Source organism: Sphingobium scionense (assembly GCF_014197035.1).
GTDB lineage: Bacteria > Pseudomonadota > Alphaproteobacteria > Sphingomonadales > Sphingomonadaceae > Sphingobium > Sphingobium scionense.
This window is the reverse complement of record NZ_JACIEU010000007.1, coordinates 49,449-64,716: the sequence shown is the minus strand read 5'-3', so window position 1 is coordinate 64,716 and position 15,268 is coordinate 49,449. Positions and strand designations below refer to the sequence as shown.

The window sequence follows — 15,268 nt, the reverse complement described above, 5'->3', positions numbered from 1 at the left end:
GGGGCGGATCGACCCGGCGGCAAGTGCAGCCGTGGCGGACGGTCTGGACAAATGCTGCATCGCCGTCCATCGGCATCTGCATCCGGCTGGGATCCATGGAGACGCGGCGCCAGCCCGCGGGAGGCCGATCGGATACGTGCAGCAATAATCACAAGGGGACTTGGACCGATGAGCAGGCGCAAGCTGGTGGTCGGCAACTGGAAGATGAACGGGATGCGTGCGCATCTCGACGAGGTGGAGGCGATCGGCAAGGTTGCCGCGCAGCATCCGGCGGTGGAGGTCGGGCTCTGCCTGCCTGCAACGCTCATCATGGCCGGGTCGCAATTGAAGGGCGCGGCGTTCATCGGCGCGCAGAATTGCCATATGGAACTGAGCGGCGCCTATACCGGCTCGCTGTCGGCCGAGATGCTGATCGAGGCGGGGGCGACCTGGGTCATTACCGGCCATAGCGAACGGCGCGAGACGCGCGGCGAGACCAACGCCGATGTCGCCGCCAAGTCCGCCGCGGCGCATGCCGCCGGCATGAAGGTGATCCTGTGCGTCGGCGAAACGCTGGCCGTGCGCGACGCCGGTGACGCCGACGCAGTGGTCACGGCGCAGTTGCTCGCCTCGCTGCCCGAAGGTGCGAGCGCCGACTGGCTGGCCGTTGCCTATGAACCCATTTGGGCGATCGGCACCGGCCGCATCCCGACGCTGGAGGCAATCCAGTCGATGCACGCCACCCTGCGGGCAGCGCTCGCCAGCCGGATCGGCGAGGCGCAGGCGGGGGCCATGCGCATCCTCTATGGCGGATCGATGAACGGCGACAATGCGGCCGAGATCATCGCGCTGCCGGACGTCGACGGTGGCCTGGTCGGCGGCGCCAGCCTGTCGGCCGCCAAGTTCGAACCGGTGATCGCCGCCGCGGACTGAGGCGGGGCGCCCTCTCTTCGTGCGGAAGAGGGGGCGTGCCGGCTTGATGCGAGTCGGGGGCAAGCTCCTTCTGGCGGTGCAATGGTTGAGCGAAACCAATCATTCCTCCCCGTGCCGGGTAAGATGCGCTTCTGGTCGCAATCGACCATGGAAGGTCAGTCGCAACCGCCCCTGCACGCGCCCTCATCCGCGCCTTCGTTCATATCGACCGGCTCGCCGGTTGCCCCGGCGGCCCATCGTCGCTATGTGCGCGCCAACGCATTCCTTCATTGGACAGAAAAGAACCCGCATGTTCACCTTCCTTCTCGTCGTGCAGGCGATCATCGCCGCCCTGCTGGTCACCGTGATTCTGATGCAGAAGTCGGAAGGTGGCGGCCTGGGTGTCGGTGGCAGCCCGGCCGGGCTGATGTCGGCGCGCGGTGCGGCGGATTTCCTGACGCGTGCGACCACCGTGCTGGCGACCCTGTTCGTCCTGCTGTCGATCACCCTGGCGGTCATCGCCTCGGTCCGTCATGCGGGCGGCGACATCGATACCTCGCTGGTCAAGTCGGCCCCCGCCACGCAGGCGCCGGCACCCACGACCGGTAATGCCGATCCGCTGGCCGGCGCAGCCGCCACGGCCGGCAATGGTTCGGCAGCGAACGGCGCAGTTCCGCTCGCTAACTGACCTTTTCGTCGTTCATCGCCATATTTTTTGCGAGCGTGCGGATTCGCGCGCTTGCTCAACTCGTTTGTATAAGGCTAAGCCTCTTCTCCCATGACGCGGTATATTTTCATCACCGGCGGCGTGGTCTCCTCGCTTGGTAAGGGCCTCATGGCCGCATCCTTGGCAGCGCTGTTGCAGGCGCGGGGCTATCGCGTGCGAATCCGGAAATTCGACCCCTATCTCAACGTCGATCCCGGCACGATGTCGCCCTATCAGCATGGCGAAGTCTATGTGACCGACGACGGGGCGGAAACCGACCTGGACCTCGGCCATTATGAACGTTTCACCGGCGTGTCGGCGCGCCAGTCGGACAATGTCACCCAGGGCCGGGTCTATCAGACCATCATCCAGCGCGAACGGCGCGGCGACTATCTGGGCGCGACCGTCCAGGTCATCCCGCACGTCACCGACGAGATCAAGGCGTTCGCCACGGCGGAGACGGACGATCTCGACTTCGTGCTGTGCGAAATCGGCGGCACCGTCGGCGACATCGAATCGCTGCCCTTCATGGAAGCGATTCGCCAGCTCCATAATGATCTGGATCGCGGCCAGTCGATCTTCGTCCATGTGACGCTGGTGCCCTATCTTGCGGCGGCGGGCGAACTGAAGACCAAGCCGACCCAGCACAGCGTGCGCGAGCTGACATCGCTCGGCATCCAGCCCGACATCCTGCTGTGCCGCGCCGAGCATCCGCTGCCCGAGAGCGAGCGCAGGAAGATCGCCCTCTTCTGCAATGTCCGTCCCGAAGCGGTCATTCCGGCGCTCGACGCCAAGAGCATCTATGCCGTGCCCGAGCAATATCATGCCGAGGGTCTCGACAATGAAGTGCTGCGCGCCTTCGGCATCACCGATGCGCCCGCGCCGTCGATGGACCGCTGGACCGACATCATGGATCGCCAGCTCAACCCCGAGGGCGAAGTGACGATCGGCGTGGTCGGCAAATATGTCGGCCTGCTCGACGCCTACAAGTCGCTGCACGAGGCGCTGCACCATGGCGGCCTTGCCAACCGGGTGAAGGTCAACATCAAGTGGATCGACGCCGAACTGTTCGAGAAGGGCGACGACCTGGCCGCCAGCCTCGAACCGATGCACGGCATCCTCGTCCCCGGCGGCTTCGGCGTGCGCGGGTCGGAAGGCAAGATCGCATCGGTCAAGTTCGCGCGCGAACGCGACGTACCCTTCTTTGGTATCTGTCTTGGCATGCAGATGGCCTGCATCGAAGGCGCGCGGAACACGGCGGGCATCGAGAATGCCTCGACCACCGAATTTGGCGAAACCAGCGAGCCGGTCGTCGGCCTCATCACCGAGTGGATGAGCGCGGAAGGCCTGCAGAAGCGCACCGCCGAAACCGATCTGGGCGGCACCATGCGCCTGGGCGCCTATCCGGCGAAGCTCGCGGGCAACAGCGTCGTCGCCGGCGTCTACGGCGCGACCGAGATCAGCGAACGGCACCGCCACCGCTATGAGGTCAATGCCGGCTATCGCGAACCGCTGGAAAAGGGCGGCCTGATCTTCTCGGGCATGTCGCCGGACGGCACGCTGCCCGAAATCGTCGAGCGACCCGACCATCCCTGGTTCGTGGGCGTGCAGTTCCATCCGGAACTCAAGTCCAAGCCGTTCGATCCGCATCCGCTCTTCGCCAGCTTCATCGAAGCGGCGGTCAAGCAGAGCCGGTTGGTATAAAAGAACGGGGCCTAAAGGCCCCGTTTTTCGTTTCAGCCCTTCGGCGCGTCGAACAGGTTTCGATACTGGCGCGGCTGGCAGCGCAGATATTGCGGCGCCGCCTTCACCGATGCGCCCAGATGGGCGGCGGCATGCCAGGGCCAGCGCGGATCGTAGAGGATGGTGCGGGCGATCGCGATCAGGTCGGCGTCGCCGGTGCCGATGATCGCCTCCGCCTGCTCGAAATCGGTGATGAGGCCGACGGCGATCACCGGCATGTCGACCGCCTGCTTGACCGCGCGGGCCAGCGGCACCTGATAGCTTGGCCCGACCGGAATATCCTGGCGCGGGTCGAGGCCGCCGCTCGACACATGGATCGCGCTGCAACCGCGCGCTTCCAGTGCCGTGGCAAATGCGATCGTCTGTTCGATGTCCCAGCCACCCTCGACCCAGTCGGTGCCGGACACGCGCATCGTCACCGGCTTGTGTGCGGGCAGGGCCGCGCGCACCGCATCGAAAATCTCCAGCGGCAGGCGCATCCGGTTCTCCAGGCTGCCGCCATAATCATCGTCGCGCTGGTTGGAGAGCGGCGAGAGGAACTGGTGCAGCAGATAGCCATGGGCGCCGTGCAACTGGACCGCGTCGATGCCGATCGCATCGGCCCGCTTCGCCGCCGCGACGAAGGCGTCGCGCAGCCGGTCGATTCCGGCCTGGTCCAGCTCCATCGGCGCGTTGGTGCCCGGTGTGAAGGGCAGGGCGGAGGGGGCGACCGTCTGCCAGCCATTCGCCGCATCGGGCGCGATCTGCGCGCCGCCCTGCCATGGCACCTGCGTCGAAGCCTTGCGCCCGGCATGGCCGAGCTGGATCGCGATGGGCATGTCGCTATGGCGGCGCACGCCGTCCAGCACCCGCTGCATCGCCGCCTGCGTCGCGTCGTCCCACAGGCCGACATCGGCATGGCTGATCCGCCCCTCTGGCAGCACGGCGGTCGCCTCGATCGTCAGCAGCGCTGCGCCGGACAGGGCAAGCTGGCCCAGATGAATGAGGTGCCAGTCGTTCATCTGCCCATCGACGGCGGAATATTGGCACATCGGTGCGATCACGATGCGGTTGTCGAGGGCAAGGTCGCCGACATCGAAAGGCTGGAACAGCTTGGGAGCGCTCATGCGGGTCTCCAGAAAAGGGAGAGGGGGGAGAAGGCCCGCAAGATAGGAAGTGGGGCAGGCGGCCGAAAGAGGCTGGCCCTCGCAGGCGCAAAATGGCGAGGCCATCAAATCGTCATCAATCGGTCACGGTAATGCAGCGAATTGGAAATGCCGCTGTCGCGCAGTTTTCCTAATCGCAGCCCCGACCAAAGGGGACTCGATCATGACCAGGATTTTCTCGACATCCATCAGCCTGTTCGCGCTGGCGATCGCGGGCACCGCCCATGCGCAGCAGCCGCTGCCCGAGGAGGAAGGCGGCATTGTGGTCACCGGCCAGCGCGCGCAGTTGCAACGATCGATCGACCAGAAGCGCGCAGCGCTGGGCATCGTCGATGTGACGGCGTCCGACGATATGGGCCAGTTGCCCGACAAGAATGTGGCCGAGGCGGTCGAACGGCTGCCGGGCGTCGGCGTGCAATATGACCAGGGCGAGGGTCGCTATGTCGCGGTGCGCGGCGTGCCCTCCAGCCTCAACGGCTATACCATCAACGGCTTCGAGATCGGCAATCCCGACGGGCTCGACCGGCGCCTGCCGCTCGACATCCTGTCGGGCCAGCTCCTCAAGCAGGTGGAGGTCGCCAAGGTGAAGACCGCCGATCTGACCGGTCAGGGCATCGGCGCCACCATCAACCTCGTCACCCAGACCGCCTTCGATTTCGACGATCGCTTCATCTTCCAGGCAAACGGGCAGATCGGCTATCAGGAACTGCGCAAGGGCGACCAGCCGATCAAGGGCGATGTCACCATCGGCACCCGCTTCGGCGCGGACGAACAGTTCGGCATCCTGCTGGGCGCCAGCTATTCCGACCGCACCTATACCAGCTATGGCATCTATCCCGATGACTGGACGCCCGACGCAGATGCCGCGCGCGGTGCCGTGCCGGTCAACATCAAATATAATGACTATCGTCTCAAGCGCGAGCGGATCGGCGCGGCCGGGTCGTTCGACTGGCGCGGCGAGAGCGTCCAGCTCTATGTCCGCGGCATTTATTCCAAATTCTCCGAGGATGAATATCGCCAGCGCTTCCGGCTCGATTTTTCCGATATCGACTGGGACGCCAACGGCCTGACCGGCATCGCGTCCACCAGCGAACAGCGTTCCGATCTGCGCCTGGAATATAAGGAAAAGTCGGTCCTGTCCTTCATGGCCGGGGGCACGGCGGAACTGGCCGACAACTGGTCGCTCGACTTTGGCGCCGCGCGGACGCGAAACGAAGTGATCGAACCCAATACCCTCTGGCAGTTCCGCGGCAATCCCGGCGCGGTCGCGGTCGATTTTTCGGACAAGCTGTTCAGCGCCGTGCCGGTCGACGGCTATCTCGATCCGTCGGACCTGGGCTTCCGCCAATATTCGGCGCAGGATGAATATGGCCTGGAAAAGACCTGGCAGGGCCGGCTCGACCTGACCGGCAAGCTGCCGACGATCGGCCAGAACAGCTTCGTCAAGTTCGGCGCCAATGGCCGCTGGACCGACAAGCGCTTCGATTCCTCCAACGCGGTCTATGGGCGCGGAAGCAGCGCCAACCGCTTCACCCTGGATGGCCTGTCGGGCGACACTGTCATCGTGAAGCTGGGCAATGGCCGCAACTATTTCCTCGGCCCGGTGATCGATGCCGACCTCATCAATGCCTATACCCAGGGCAAGCTGGGCGGCGCGCAGTTCGTGCTCAACGAAGCGACCAGCCTGGCCAATGAAACGCTGAGCGATTTCGACCTCAGCGAGAATGTCTATGCCGGCTATGCCATGGCGAACCTCGACTTTGGCGCGCTGTCGGTCACGGGCGGCCTGCGGGTCGAGCGGACCGAACTGGATATTGACGGATATCTGCTGGAGGGCGACGTCGTCAGCCCGACATCGGGCCGCACCCGCTATACCAACTGGCTGCCCAGCCTGGTGGTACGCGTCACCCCCTCGCACGACACTATGTTCCGCCTGGCCTATTCGCGCAGCATCGGCCGACCCAGCTATGCCGACCTGTCGCCGGGCGGCACCGTCACGGTGGAGGGCGCGGAGGAGATCAGCGTGTCGAGCGGCAATCCGGCGCTCAAGCCCTATGTCGCGGACAATCTCGACATGTCGGCCGAATGGTATTTCGCGCCCGGCGGCCTTATCAGCGTCGGCGCCTTCGCCAAGTTCATCCGCAACCCGATCTTCACGCAAAGCTATACCATCAATGACGGCAGCTTCGGCGGGGTCGCCTATGACCGGATCAATTTCAACCAGACGCTCAACGCGGACAAGGGCGACATCATCGGCCTGGAAGCTGCCTGGCAGCAACAGTTCACCTTCCTGCCGGGCCTGCTCTCGGGCCTTGGCATGAACCTCAACCTGACGCTGATCGATTCCAGCCTGCGCATGCCAGACCGCGGCACCGTAGCCTTCCCCGAACAGTCCAAGCTGCTCTGGGGCGCGCAGCTCTTCTACCAGAAGGGTATCGTCGAGGCGTCGGTCGCCTATCATCATACCGGCCGCGCCCTGCTGTCGGCGGGTGATATCCGCCTCAATGACCAGTATAATGACGATCTGCGTCGCCTGGACGCGAAGATCGGGGTGGATGTGACGAAGAATGTGCGCCTCTTTGCCGAAGGGCAGAATCTGACCGACGAGCCGACCCGCCAATATCAGGGCGGCGTGCGCGACTGGGTGATCCAGAATGAACGCTATGGCCGCACCTTCTATGTCGGAGCGTCGATCAAATGGTAAGGGCGCTGCTTGTCGGAACTGGGCTGCTGGCGCTGGCGGGCGGGGCGATCGCCCAGGCGCCGGCGGATGCCCCGTCGCCGCCCGCTTCGGCGGTCAGCCTGCGGATCAAGGCGCAGGAGGCGCATCAGGGCGCGGCGTCGGACGGCACTTATGTCTATGCGATCGACAATGACCGGATCGGCAAATATCGCATCGCCGACGGCCAGCGCGTCGCGCAGTGGCAGGGGGAGCGCCGCCTCTATCCGCACATGAACAGCTGCACCGTGGTCGGCGCCGAACTGGTCTGTGCCGCGTCCAACTATCCCGCCGTGCCGCAGACCAGCGCGGTCGAGATTTTCGACACGAAGACGCTGAAACATGTCCGCAGCGTCAGCCTGGGCTTTGGCCCCGGATCGCTGACCGTCATGGATCGGCATGACGGCAAATGGTGGGCGGTGTTCGCCAATTATGAGGGCAAGGGCGGGGAACCGGGGCGTGACTATCGCTATACCGCGCTGGTGCGGATGGACGACGCTTTCCGGGCGGAGGCGAGCTGGGCCTTCCCGGCGGACGTGCTCGCCCGCTTTGCGCCGAAAAGCTGCTCGGGCCTTAGCTGGGGGACGGACGGCCTGATCTATGCCACGGGCCATGACCGGCCCGAAGTCTATGCGCTGACACTGCCCGAGGCGGGATCGGTGCTGGAGCATGTCGGCACGCTCGGCATCGCCACGCCGGGCCAGGCGATCGACTGGGATCCCCGCGCGCTGCGCCGCCTCTGGTCGATCGGTCGTGGCGCCGGCGAGATGGTGGCGAGCGAGATGCCGCCGGTCCGATAGGCGGCCTCAGCGGACCTTCAGCCCCAGTTCGGCGAGCAGTTCGCCGGCCTGGTCGCGCGAGATGGTGGCGCCGCGAAAGCGGCTGGCATCGCCCAGATGCACGCCGCCTATATCCGCGCCGCGCAGGTCGGCACCCTCGAACCGGGCGCCGTCCAGCATCGCCTCGCGCAGGCTGCAGCCCTCGAAACTGGCCATGCGGAAATCGCATTTGCGCAGGTCCGCCTGCGAAAAATCGATGCGGCTCAGCCGCTGCTTGCGGAAGGACAGGCCGGGCAGGCGTGCGTCGATCAGCAGGCATTCCGTCATGTCGATCTCCAGCGCGCGCAGGTCCGACAGGTCGGCGCCGGTCAGCTTGCACTGGGCCAGTCGAGCGCCCTCCAGCCGCGCCCGCCGCAGCACCACATTGTTGAAGTCGCATCCGGTCAGCACCGCGTCACTGAGGTCGCAGCCGGTGAAATTCGCGCCGCCACCCCGACAGCCCTGCCAGCGCGTGCGTTCCAGCATGGCACCGGCCAGATCCGCGTTGCGCAGGTTGCAGCGTTCGAACTGCCAGCCGGTGAGGTCGAGTTGCGCCAGCGCTGCTTCCTCCAGGTCGCAGTCGATCAGGGCATGGGGCGTGCCCGCCAGCGCAATGATGTCGGCGCGCGCCAGTTGCTGCCCGTTGAGTGCGGGCAGGGCGGATATGTCGGTCATGTCGCCGTCTATGCCTTGGGCGTCAGCTTGAGCAAGCGGCCCTGAGACTTGCCGCCATCCTCCAGCAGCCACAGCGCGCCGTCCGGCCCCTGTTCGACCTCGCGGATGCGCGCGCCCATATCCCACTGGTCGGCCTTGGACGCAGTGTCGCCGTCCAGCTTCACCCGCACCAGCGACTGGCTCGACAGGCCGCCGATGAACAGCGATCCCTTCCACTGCGGGAACAGGTCGCCCGAATAATAGATCAGGCCGCCCGGCGAGATCACCGGATTCCACCAGAGCTTCGGTGCCTCATAGCCGTCGCCGGGCTTGTGGTCGGGAATGTCGCGGCCGTCATAATGGCTGCCGTTCGACGCCTTGGGCCAGCCATAATTGAGGCCGGGCTTGATCAGGTTGACCTCGTCGCCGCCCTGCGGCCCCATTTCCTGTTCCCACAGGCGTCCATCCTTGTCGAAGGCGATGCCCAGCAGGTTGCGATGGCCATAGGACCAGACTGCCGGATTGAAGCCCTTGGCGCTGAGCGGATTGCCCGCCGCCGGCGTGCCGTCGAGATTGAGGCGCAGCACCTTGCCCAGCGTCGACTTGGGATCCTGTGCCGGATCGAGCTTCTGCCGCTCGCCATTGGTGAAGAAGAGATATTTGCCGTCCGGCGAGAAGGCGATGCGGCCCGAATAATGGCCATTGCCCTCGACATAATCACTGGCGCGGAAAATGACCTTCACGTCCGCCAGTCTGGTGGTGCCGTCGCTGGCCTGGTCGAAGATGCCGGTGGCCAGCGCCACGCCCTTGCCACCGGCACGATCGCCCTGACCGGCTTCGGAGAAGCTGAAATAGACTTTCTTGTCCTGCGCGAATGTCGGGGAGGGGACGATGTCCATCAGCGCGCCCTGGCCCGCGCTGTCGACCTTCGGGATGCCGGCGACCGGAATCTTGGTGCCGTTCTTCGGATCGAACAGGATCATCTCGCCGGCCTTTTCGGTGATCAGCATCCGCCCGTCGGGCAGGAAGGTCATCGCCCAGGGGGATGTGAAGTCCGCGATCACGGATGTCTTGAACGGTTTTTCCCCGGCGGTCGCGCCGGCATTCTGGCCGGTCGCATTGTCAGCCGAACAGGCGAGCAGGGCGAGGGGGAGAGTGACGGCCATCACGCGCAGCATGGGAAACTCCTGTTATAATGTTCGCAGGGGAAAGCCGATTTTTCGGCGGGGGTTCCATGCCCGCATCCTCCACCGGATGCGGGCATGGATGCAAGCCTCATCGGCGACAGGCCGATTTCTTAAGCTTCTGCCGCTAGAGGACAGGGCGGCAAGAGGGGGACTATGGTGCTGCACGGCGTATCGGATTTCGATGCCGCGTGCGCGCAGGCGGGCGCCTTGCGCGTCGAGCCGCTGTGCCTTGCCGATGCCCTAGGTTCGACCGCGCTCGCCCGCGCCTGGGACAGGCTGGAGGCACGCGCCGACTGGCCGACCCAGACCCGCCTGTTCGCCGCTACGCTGAACGATCTGATCGCCGCCGGGGCAAGCCGCATCATGACGGTCTGGGCGGGCGGCGATCTGGTCGCTTTGCTGCCGCTGTGCCGCTATAAAGGTTATCTGGCCCGCTGGCGGATGATCGGCGCGCGCGAGACCTATGAGCCGGGCGACATGCTGTGCAATGGGACGGCGGCGGCCGATGCGCTGGCCAAGGCGATCGCGCGCCTGCCCCATCCGCTGCTGCTTGACCGCATCTCGGCCGGGTCGCCGCTGATCCCCGCATTGGTCCGCGCGGTGCGGCGGCGTGGCCGGCTGGTCGTGCGGCCGGCCATGGCCTGTCCCCATATCGCGCTCGATGAGGGCTGGCGCGACCCGGAAAGCTGCTTCAACGCCGGCCGCCGTTCCGATTTCCGGCGCGCCCGGCGCAAGGCCGAAGGCTGCGGCCACCTTCAGTGCGAGACGCTGGCGCCGGACGCGGGCAATTTCGATGCGCTGTTCGACGAGGCGGTGGCGGTCGAGGCACTGGGCTGGAAAAGCGAGGCGGGCACCGCCATCGCCACCGACCCGCGCCAGGCGGCGATTTTCCGTGCCTTCTTCCGCGCGGTCGCGCAGCGCGGCGACCTGCGCATCTCCTTCCTACGGATCGATGGCCGCGCCATCGCGATGCAGATGGCGGTGCTGTGGAACGGCCGCTACTGGCTGTTCAAGATCGGTCATGACGCGGCCTTCAATGCCTGCTCGCCCGGTGGGCTGCTGATGCTTCATGCCATCGGCTGGGCGGCGCAGGCGCGGCTGCACAGTTTCGAATTTCTCGGCGTCGCCGAACCCTGGATATGCAAGCTCTGGACCCAGGCGCAGCATGATTGCGTCCAGTTGCGCACCTATCCCTACACTCTGCGTGGCGCGGTGGCGTTTGCGGCGGACGGCGCAGCCTGGTCGCGTCAACGGCTGCGGCAACGATTGTGGCGGCGGTGAGGGGCGGGGCGGCCTGGCGCTTGTTGCGGGACACGCGCTATGCCCTTCCGGCTGCGCTGGGGCGGGTCATCCCGGCGCCCGATGCCCCCCAGGCTGTGGCGATCGCGCGGCAACAGGCCCGCGCCGGAAGCGCGACCACGATCGGCTATTTCGAAGGGGCGGGGGGCGATCCCTCGTCGATCATGGCCGCCTATGCGCGGGTGGCGCAGCGCGCGCGCGGCCTGGACCTCAGCCTGTCGGTGAAGGCCCCGCCGCTGCGCTTCGATCCGGTCAGCCTGCGCGAACTGGCGCAGATCGCGCGCCAGTCCGGCCTGTCGCTGATGTTCGATGCCCATGGCCCGCAGGATGCGGACGATACGCTGGCGGCGGTCGAGCGACTGCTGCCCGACTTTCCCGATACCGGCATGGTGCTGCCGGCCCGCTGGCAACGCAGCCTGGCCGACGCCGCCCGGCTGCACGACAGTAGCGCGCCCGTCCGTGTCGTGCGCGGTGAATGGCCCGATCCGGCGGGCGATACCGTTGATCCCGATGCCGCCTATCTGGCGCTGGTGACGGCGCTGGCCGGTCGCGCGGCACCGGTTGCGATCGCCACCCATCGCCCGGCGCTGGCCGACCGGGCGCTCACCCTGCTGCGTGAAGCCGGCACGCCGTGCAGTCTGGTACAGTTGCGGGGGCTGCCGGGCCGCCGCTGCCGTAAGGTGGCACGGGGGCAGGGGGTGCCGGTGCGCCTTTACGTGCCCTTTGGTCCGGGCTGGATCCCCTATGCGCTGGACCGGGCGCTGGCGCGGCCCTATCTGCTGGCCTGGCTGTGGCGCGACTGGACCGGCCGCGCCGATCCCTGAAAACACGCGTTTTACGAAACATGTTGCAGCCCATTTGCAACATGCCTATATGGAACTCGCTTCCTTACATCGTTACACATGTCAGGGTCGCAGACGGAATGTCTGCGGCGGCGACAAGCACCTATATTATTTTCTGGAGTATCCATGGCGGACATCGCCGTACTGACCGCATTGATCGAGCCCGAGGTAAAGGCCCTGGGGTTCGACCTCGTGCGTATCAAGCTGTTCGGGTCGGGCGACGAATATACGCTGCAGATCATGGCCGAAGACCCGAAGACCAAGCAGTTGGTCATCGAGGATTGTGCCGCCATCTCGCGCCGCCTGTCCGACGTGATGGATGAAGTCGATCCGATCGAGGAAGCCTATCGCCTGGAAGTCAGCTCGCCCGGCATCGACCGGCCGCTGACCCGCCTGCGCGATTTTCTCGAATGGGCGGGCCATGAGGCCAAGATTTCCGCGACCGAAGTGGTTGAGGGGCGCAAGAGCTTCCGTGGCATGCTCAAGGGCGTCGAGGGCGAGGATATCCTGTTCACGGATGCCAAGGTCGGCGATGTCGCCATCCCGTTCGCGCTGGTCAGTGATGCCAAGCTGGTGCTGACCGATGCACTGATTTCTGCTACCATGCCGCTCTCCTCCGATGGGGCGGACGAGTTCGAAACCGAGGAATAAGGGTTTTATCGTCATGGCCAACGCCATTTCCGCCAATAAGGCCGAGCTGATCGCGATCGCCAACAGCGTCGCCAGCGAGAAGATGATCGACAAGGCGATCGTCATCGAGGCGATGGAAGATGCGATCCAGCGCGCCGCCCGTGCCCGTTATGGTGCCGAGAACGACATCCGTGCCAAGCTGGACCCGGACAGCGGCGACCTGCGCCTGTGGCGCGTCGTCGAAGTCGTCGAGGTGGTTGAGGATTATTTCAAGCAGGTCGACCTCAAGCAGGCCGGCAAGCTGAAGAAGGACGCTGTGGTCGGCGACTTCATCGTCGATCCGCTGCCCGCGATCGACCTGGGTCGCATTGATGCCCAGTCGGCCAAGCAGGTGATCTTCCAGAAGGTTCGCGACGCCGAGCGCGAGCGTCAGTTCGACGAGTTCAAGGACCGCGTGGGTGAAATCATCACCGGCGTCGTCAAGTCGGTCGAGTTCGGCCATGTCGTCGTCAATCTGGGCCGCGCCGAAGGCGTGATCCGCCGCGACCAGCAGATCCCGCGCGAAGTCGTTCGCGTCGGCGATCGCATCCGTTCGGTCGTGCTGAACGTGCGTCGCGAAAACCGTGGTCCGCAGATCTTCCTCAGCCGCGCGCACCCCGAATTCATGAAGAAGCTGTTCGCGCAGGAAGTGCCCGAAATCTACGACGGCGTCATCACCATCATGGCCGCCGCCCGCGATCCGGGTTCGCGCGCCAAGATCGGCGTCATCAGCCGCGACAGCAGCATCGATCCTGTCGGCGCCTGCGTCGGCATGATGGGTAGCCGCGTCCAGGCCGTCGTGCAGGAAATGCAGGGCGAAAAGATCGACATCATCCCCTGGTCGGAAGATACCGCCACCTTCGTCGTCAACGCGCTGCAGCCCGCCCAGGTCGCCCGCGTCGTCATCGACGAGGAAGAAGAGCGCATCGAAGTCGTTGTGCCCGACGATCAGCTCTCGCTCGCCATCGGCCGCCGCGGCCAGAATGTCCGCCTCGCCAGCCAGCTGACCGGCAAGGCGATCGACATCATGACCGAAGCCGACGCCAGCGAGAAGCGTCAGAAGGAATTCGTTTCCCGTTCGGAACTGTTCCAGAACGAACTGGACGTGGACGAGACGCTGTCGCAGCTGCTGGTCGCCGAAGGCTTTGGCGAGCTGGAAGAAGTCGCCTATGTCAGCGTCGAGGAACTGGCCGGGATCGAAGGGTTCGACGAGGATCTGGCTGCCGAGTTGCAGAGCCGTGCGCAGGAAGCGCTCGACCGCCGCGAGCAGGCTGCCCGCGAAGAGCGTCAGGCGTTGGGCGTCGATGACGCGCTGGCCGACATGCCGCATCTCACCGAAGCGATGCTCGTCACGCTCGGCAAGGCCGGCGTCAAGACGCTCGACGACCTCGCCGATCTCGCCACCGACGAACTGGTGCAGAAGAAGCGCGTCGACCAGCGTCGTCGCAAGTCGGACAGCGGCAATGAGGACAAGGGCGGCATTCTGGCCGCCTATGGCCTGAGCGACGAGCAGGGCAATGAGATCATCATGGCCGCCCGCGCGCACTGGTTCGAAGGCGAGGAAGCGTAAGCCCCATGCCTTTCGTCGACATCCGCCTGGCCGGTAGCGCGACTCGCGAGCAGAAAGCCGCGATCGTTGCTGACGTCACCCAGTCGCTCGTGGAGCGGCTGGGGAAGCCGGCGGCTGCCGTCCAGATCGTGATCTCGGAAGTCTCGACCGAAAATTATGCGGCCGGCGGTCAGTTGATCGCCGACCGCGCCCTTTCTCCAAACAGGGAGGACGCCAATGCTGCGGACACTCCCCAATGAGAGAATAAGCCTACTCGACAGCGTTGGTCTTGCCCTTTTGTCCGTTTTGGCGGAGGGGCGCGCATGACCGAACGCAAATGCATATTGAGCGGCGACCGTGCCGATCCCGAAACGCTGATCCGCCTGGCCATCGGGCCTGAAGGGCAGGTGCTTCCCGACATCCGTGCCAAGGCGCCGGGTCGGGGCGCCTGGATCGGCGTGTCGCGGGCCGAGCTGGAAACGGCGCTGGTCAAGGGCAAGCTAAAGGGCGCACTCGCCCGCGCCTTCAAGGAAGGCGCTCTTGAAATTCCCGTCGATCTTCCCGATCTTGTGGAGGCAGGGCTGCGGCAGGATCTGCTCAGCCGCCTGGGGCTGGAGGCACGCGCCTCCATGCTGCTGACCGGATCGGAAAAGATCGACGTCGCATGCCGCAAGGGCATGGTGAAAATGCTGCTCCATGCCGCCGATGCGGGTACGGACGGCAATCGAAAACTGGACCAGGCCTTGCGCGTGGGACAGGAAGCGGAAGGCACGGATCTTGCGGGCATCGTCTTGCCTGTGGACCGGCACGCCCTATCTATGGCAATGGGGCGCGACAATGTCGTCCATATCGCGGTGACCGACTCGCGGGCGACAGTGCGCCTGCGTGCGGCTTTGGGCCGCTTGGAAAGCTATCTGGGATGCGCTACCGGGGCGCCGGTGCATGGGGAGCAGGACTCCGCCGATGCGCAGGCGCATGAGGCTGCATGGAATGATGCGTCGGCGGCTGCGCCGGCTGAAGATGATGTGAAGGGTTAAACATAGTCG

General features: G+C 65.4%; 14 protein-coding genes. 11 read left to right on the top strand and 3 right to left on the bottom strand.

The annotated features are described in order from the left end of the window. Nucleotides 1-168 precede the first annotated feature (168 nt). The 3 genes from tpiA (at nt 169) to pyrG (ending at nt 3,301) form a co-directional block, all read left to right on the top strand. The gene (gene tpiA / locus GGQ90_RS09645) at nt 169-912 is read left to right on the top strand and encodes a triose-phosphate isomerase (RefSeq protein ID WP_188081961.1); all 744 of its coding nucleotides are present in this window, start codon (nt 169-171) and stop codon (nt 910-912) included. A 289-nt stretch (nt 913-1,201) separates the two neighbouring features. Then, nucleotides 1,202-1,579: a preprotein translocase subunit SecG gene (gene secG / locus GGQ90_RS09640; protein ID WP_188081960.1), complete on the top strand. Its 378-nt coding sequence runs from the start codon at nt 1,202-1,204 to the stop codon at nt 1,577-1,579. 90 nt (nt 1,580-1,669) lie between these two features. After that, nucleotides 1,670-3,301, top strand: coding sequence for a CTP synthase (pyrG, locus tag GGQ90_RS09635; RefSeq protein ID WP_188081959.1), 1,632 nt, complete (start codon nt 1,670-1,672; stop codon nt 3,299-3,301). 32 nt (nt 3,302-3,333) lie between these two features. Here the strand turns inward: pyrG and GGQ90_RS09630 are convergent, their stop codons facing one another. Continuing rightward, nucleotides 3,334-4,446, bottom strand: a complete 1,113-nt coding sequence (locus GGQ90_RS09630) for an NADH:flavin oxidoreductase/NADH oxidase (protein ID WP_188081958.1) — start codon at nt 4,444-4,446, stop codon at nt 3,334-3,336. A gap of 202 nt (nt 4,447-4,648) precedes the next feature. Between GGQ90_RS09630 and GGQ90_RS09625 the strand changes: the two genes are divergently transcribed. Further along, on the top strand, nt 4,649-7,189 hold the full coding sequence (locus GGQ90_RS09625) for a TonB-dependent receptor (RefSeq protein WP_188081957.1): 2,541 nt from the start codon (nt 4,649-4,651) through the stop codon (nt 7,187-7,189). Continuing rightward, nucleotides 7,183-8,004 (top strand): hypothetical protein, encoded by an 822-nt coding sequence (locus GGQ90_RS09620; RefSeq protein ID WP_188081956.1) that lies wholly within the window; start codon nt 7,183-7,185, stop codon nt 8,002-8,004. The genes GGQ90_RS09625 and GGQ90_RS09620 overlap by 7 nt, the downstream gene beginning before the upstream one ends. A gap of 6 nt (nt 8,005-8,010) precedes the next feature. On the opposite strand, the gene GGQ90_RS09615 is transcribed toward GGQ90_RS09620, so the two are convergent. Together GGQ90_RS09615 and GGQ90_RS09610 are read right to left on the bottom strand one after the other, a co-directional pair. Next, nucleotides 8,011-8,697, bottom strand: coding sequence for a pentapeptide repeat-containing protein (locus tag GGQ90_RS09615; RefSeq protein ID WP_188081955.1), 687 nt, complete (start codon nt 8,695-8,697; stop codon nt 8,011-8,013). An 8-nt stretch (nt 8,698-8,705) separates the two neighbouring features. Continuing rightward, nucleotides 8,706-9,854, bottom strand: a complete 1,149-nt coding sequence (locus GGQ90_RS09610; protein ID WP_188081954.1) for a PQQ-dependent sugar dehydrogenase — start codon at nt 9,852-9,854, stop codon at nt 8,706-8,708. A gap of 162 nt (nt 9,855-10,016) precedes the next feature. On the opposite strand from GGQ90_RS09610, the gene GGQ90_RS09605 reads away from it, so the two are divergent. The 6 genes from GGQ90_RS09605 to GGQ90_RS09580 all read left to right on the top strand — a co-directional run bounded on the left by GGQ90_RS09605 (nt 10,017) and on the right by GGQ90_RS09580 (nt 15,259). After that, nucleotides 10,017-11,144 (top strand): GNAT family N-acetyltransferase, encoded by a 1,128-nt coding sequence (locus GGQ90_RS09605; RefSeq protein WP_188081953.1) that lies wholly within the window; start codon nt 10,017-10,019, stop codon nt 11,142-11,144. Nucleotides 11,145-11,164: 20 nt separating this feature from the next. After that, complete coding sequence (locus GGQ90_RS09600) at nt 11,165-11,986, top strand: proline dehydrogenase family protein (protein WP_223178190.1); 822 nt, start codon at nt 11,165-11,167, stop codon at nt 11,984-11,986. A gap of 144 nt (nt 11,987-12,130) precedes the next feature. Beyond that, complete coding sequence (rimP, locus tag GGQ90_RS09595) at nt 12,131-12,655, top strand: ribosome maturation protein RimP (RefSeq protein WP_188081952.1); 525 nt, start codon at nt 12,131-12,133, stop codon at nt 12,653-12,655. 13 nt (nt 12,656-12,668) lie between these two features. Then, nucleotides 12,669-14,243 (top strand): transcription termination factor NusA, encoded by a 1,575-nt coding sequence (gene nusA / locus GGQ90_RS09590; protein ID WP_188081951.1) that lies wholly within the window; start codon nt 12,669-12,671, stop codon nt 14,241-14,243. A gap of 5 nt (nt 14,244-14,248) precedes the next feature. Then, nucleotides 14,249-14,482: a tautomerase family protein gene (locus GGQ90_RS09585; RefSeq protein WP_188081950.1), complete on the top strand. Its 234-nt coding sequence runs from the start codon at nt 14,249-14,251 to the stop codon at nt 14,480-14,482. Between the two features lie 63 nt (nt 14,483-14,545). Next, nucleotides 14,546-15,259: a DUF448 domain-containing protein gene (locus GGQ90_RS09580; protein ID WP_188081949.1), complete on the top strand. Its 714-nt coding sequence runs from the start codon at nt 14,546-14,548 to the stop codon at nt 15,257-15,259. Nucleotides 15,260-15,268: the final 9 nt, after the last annotated feature.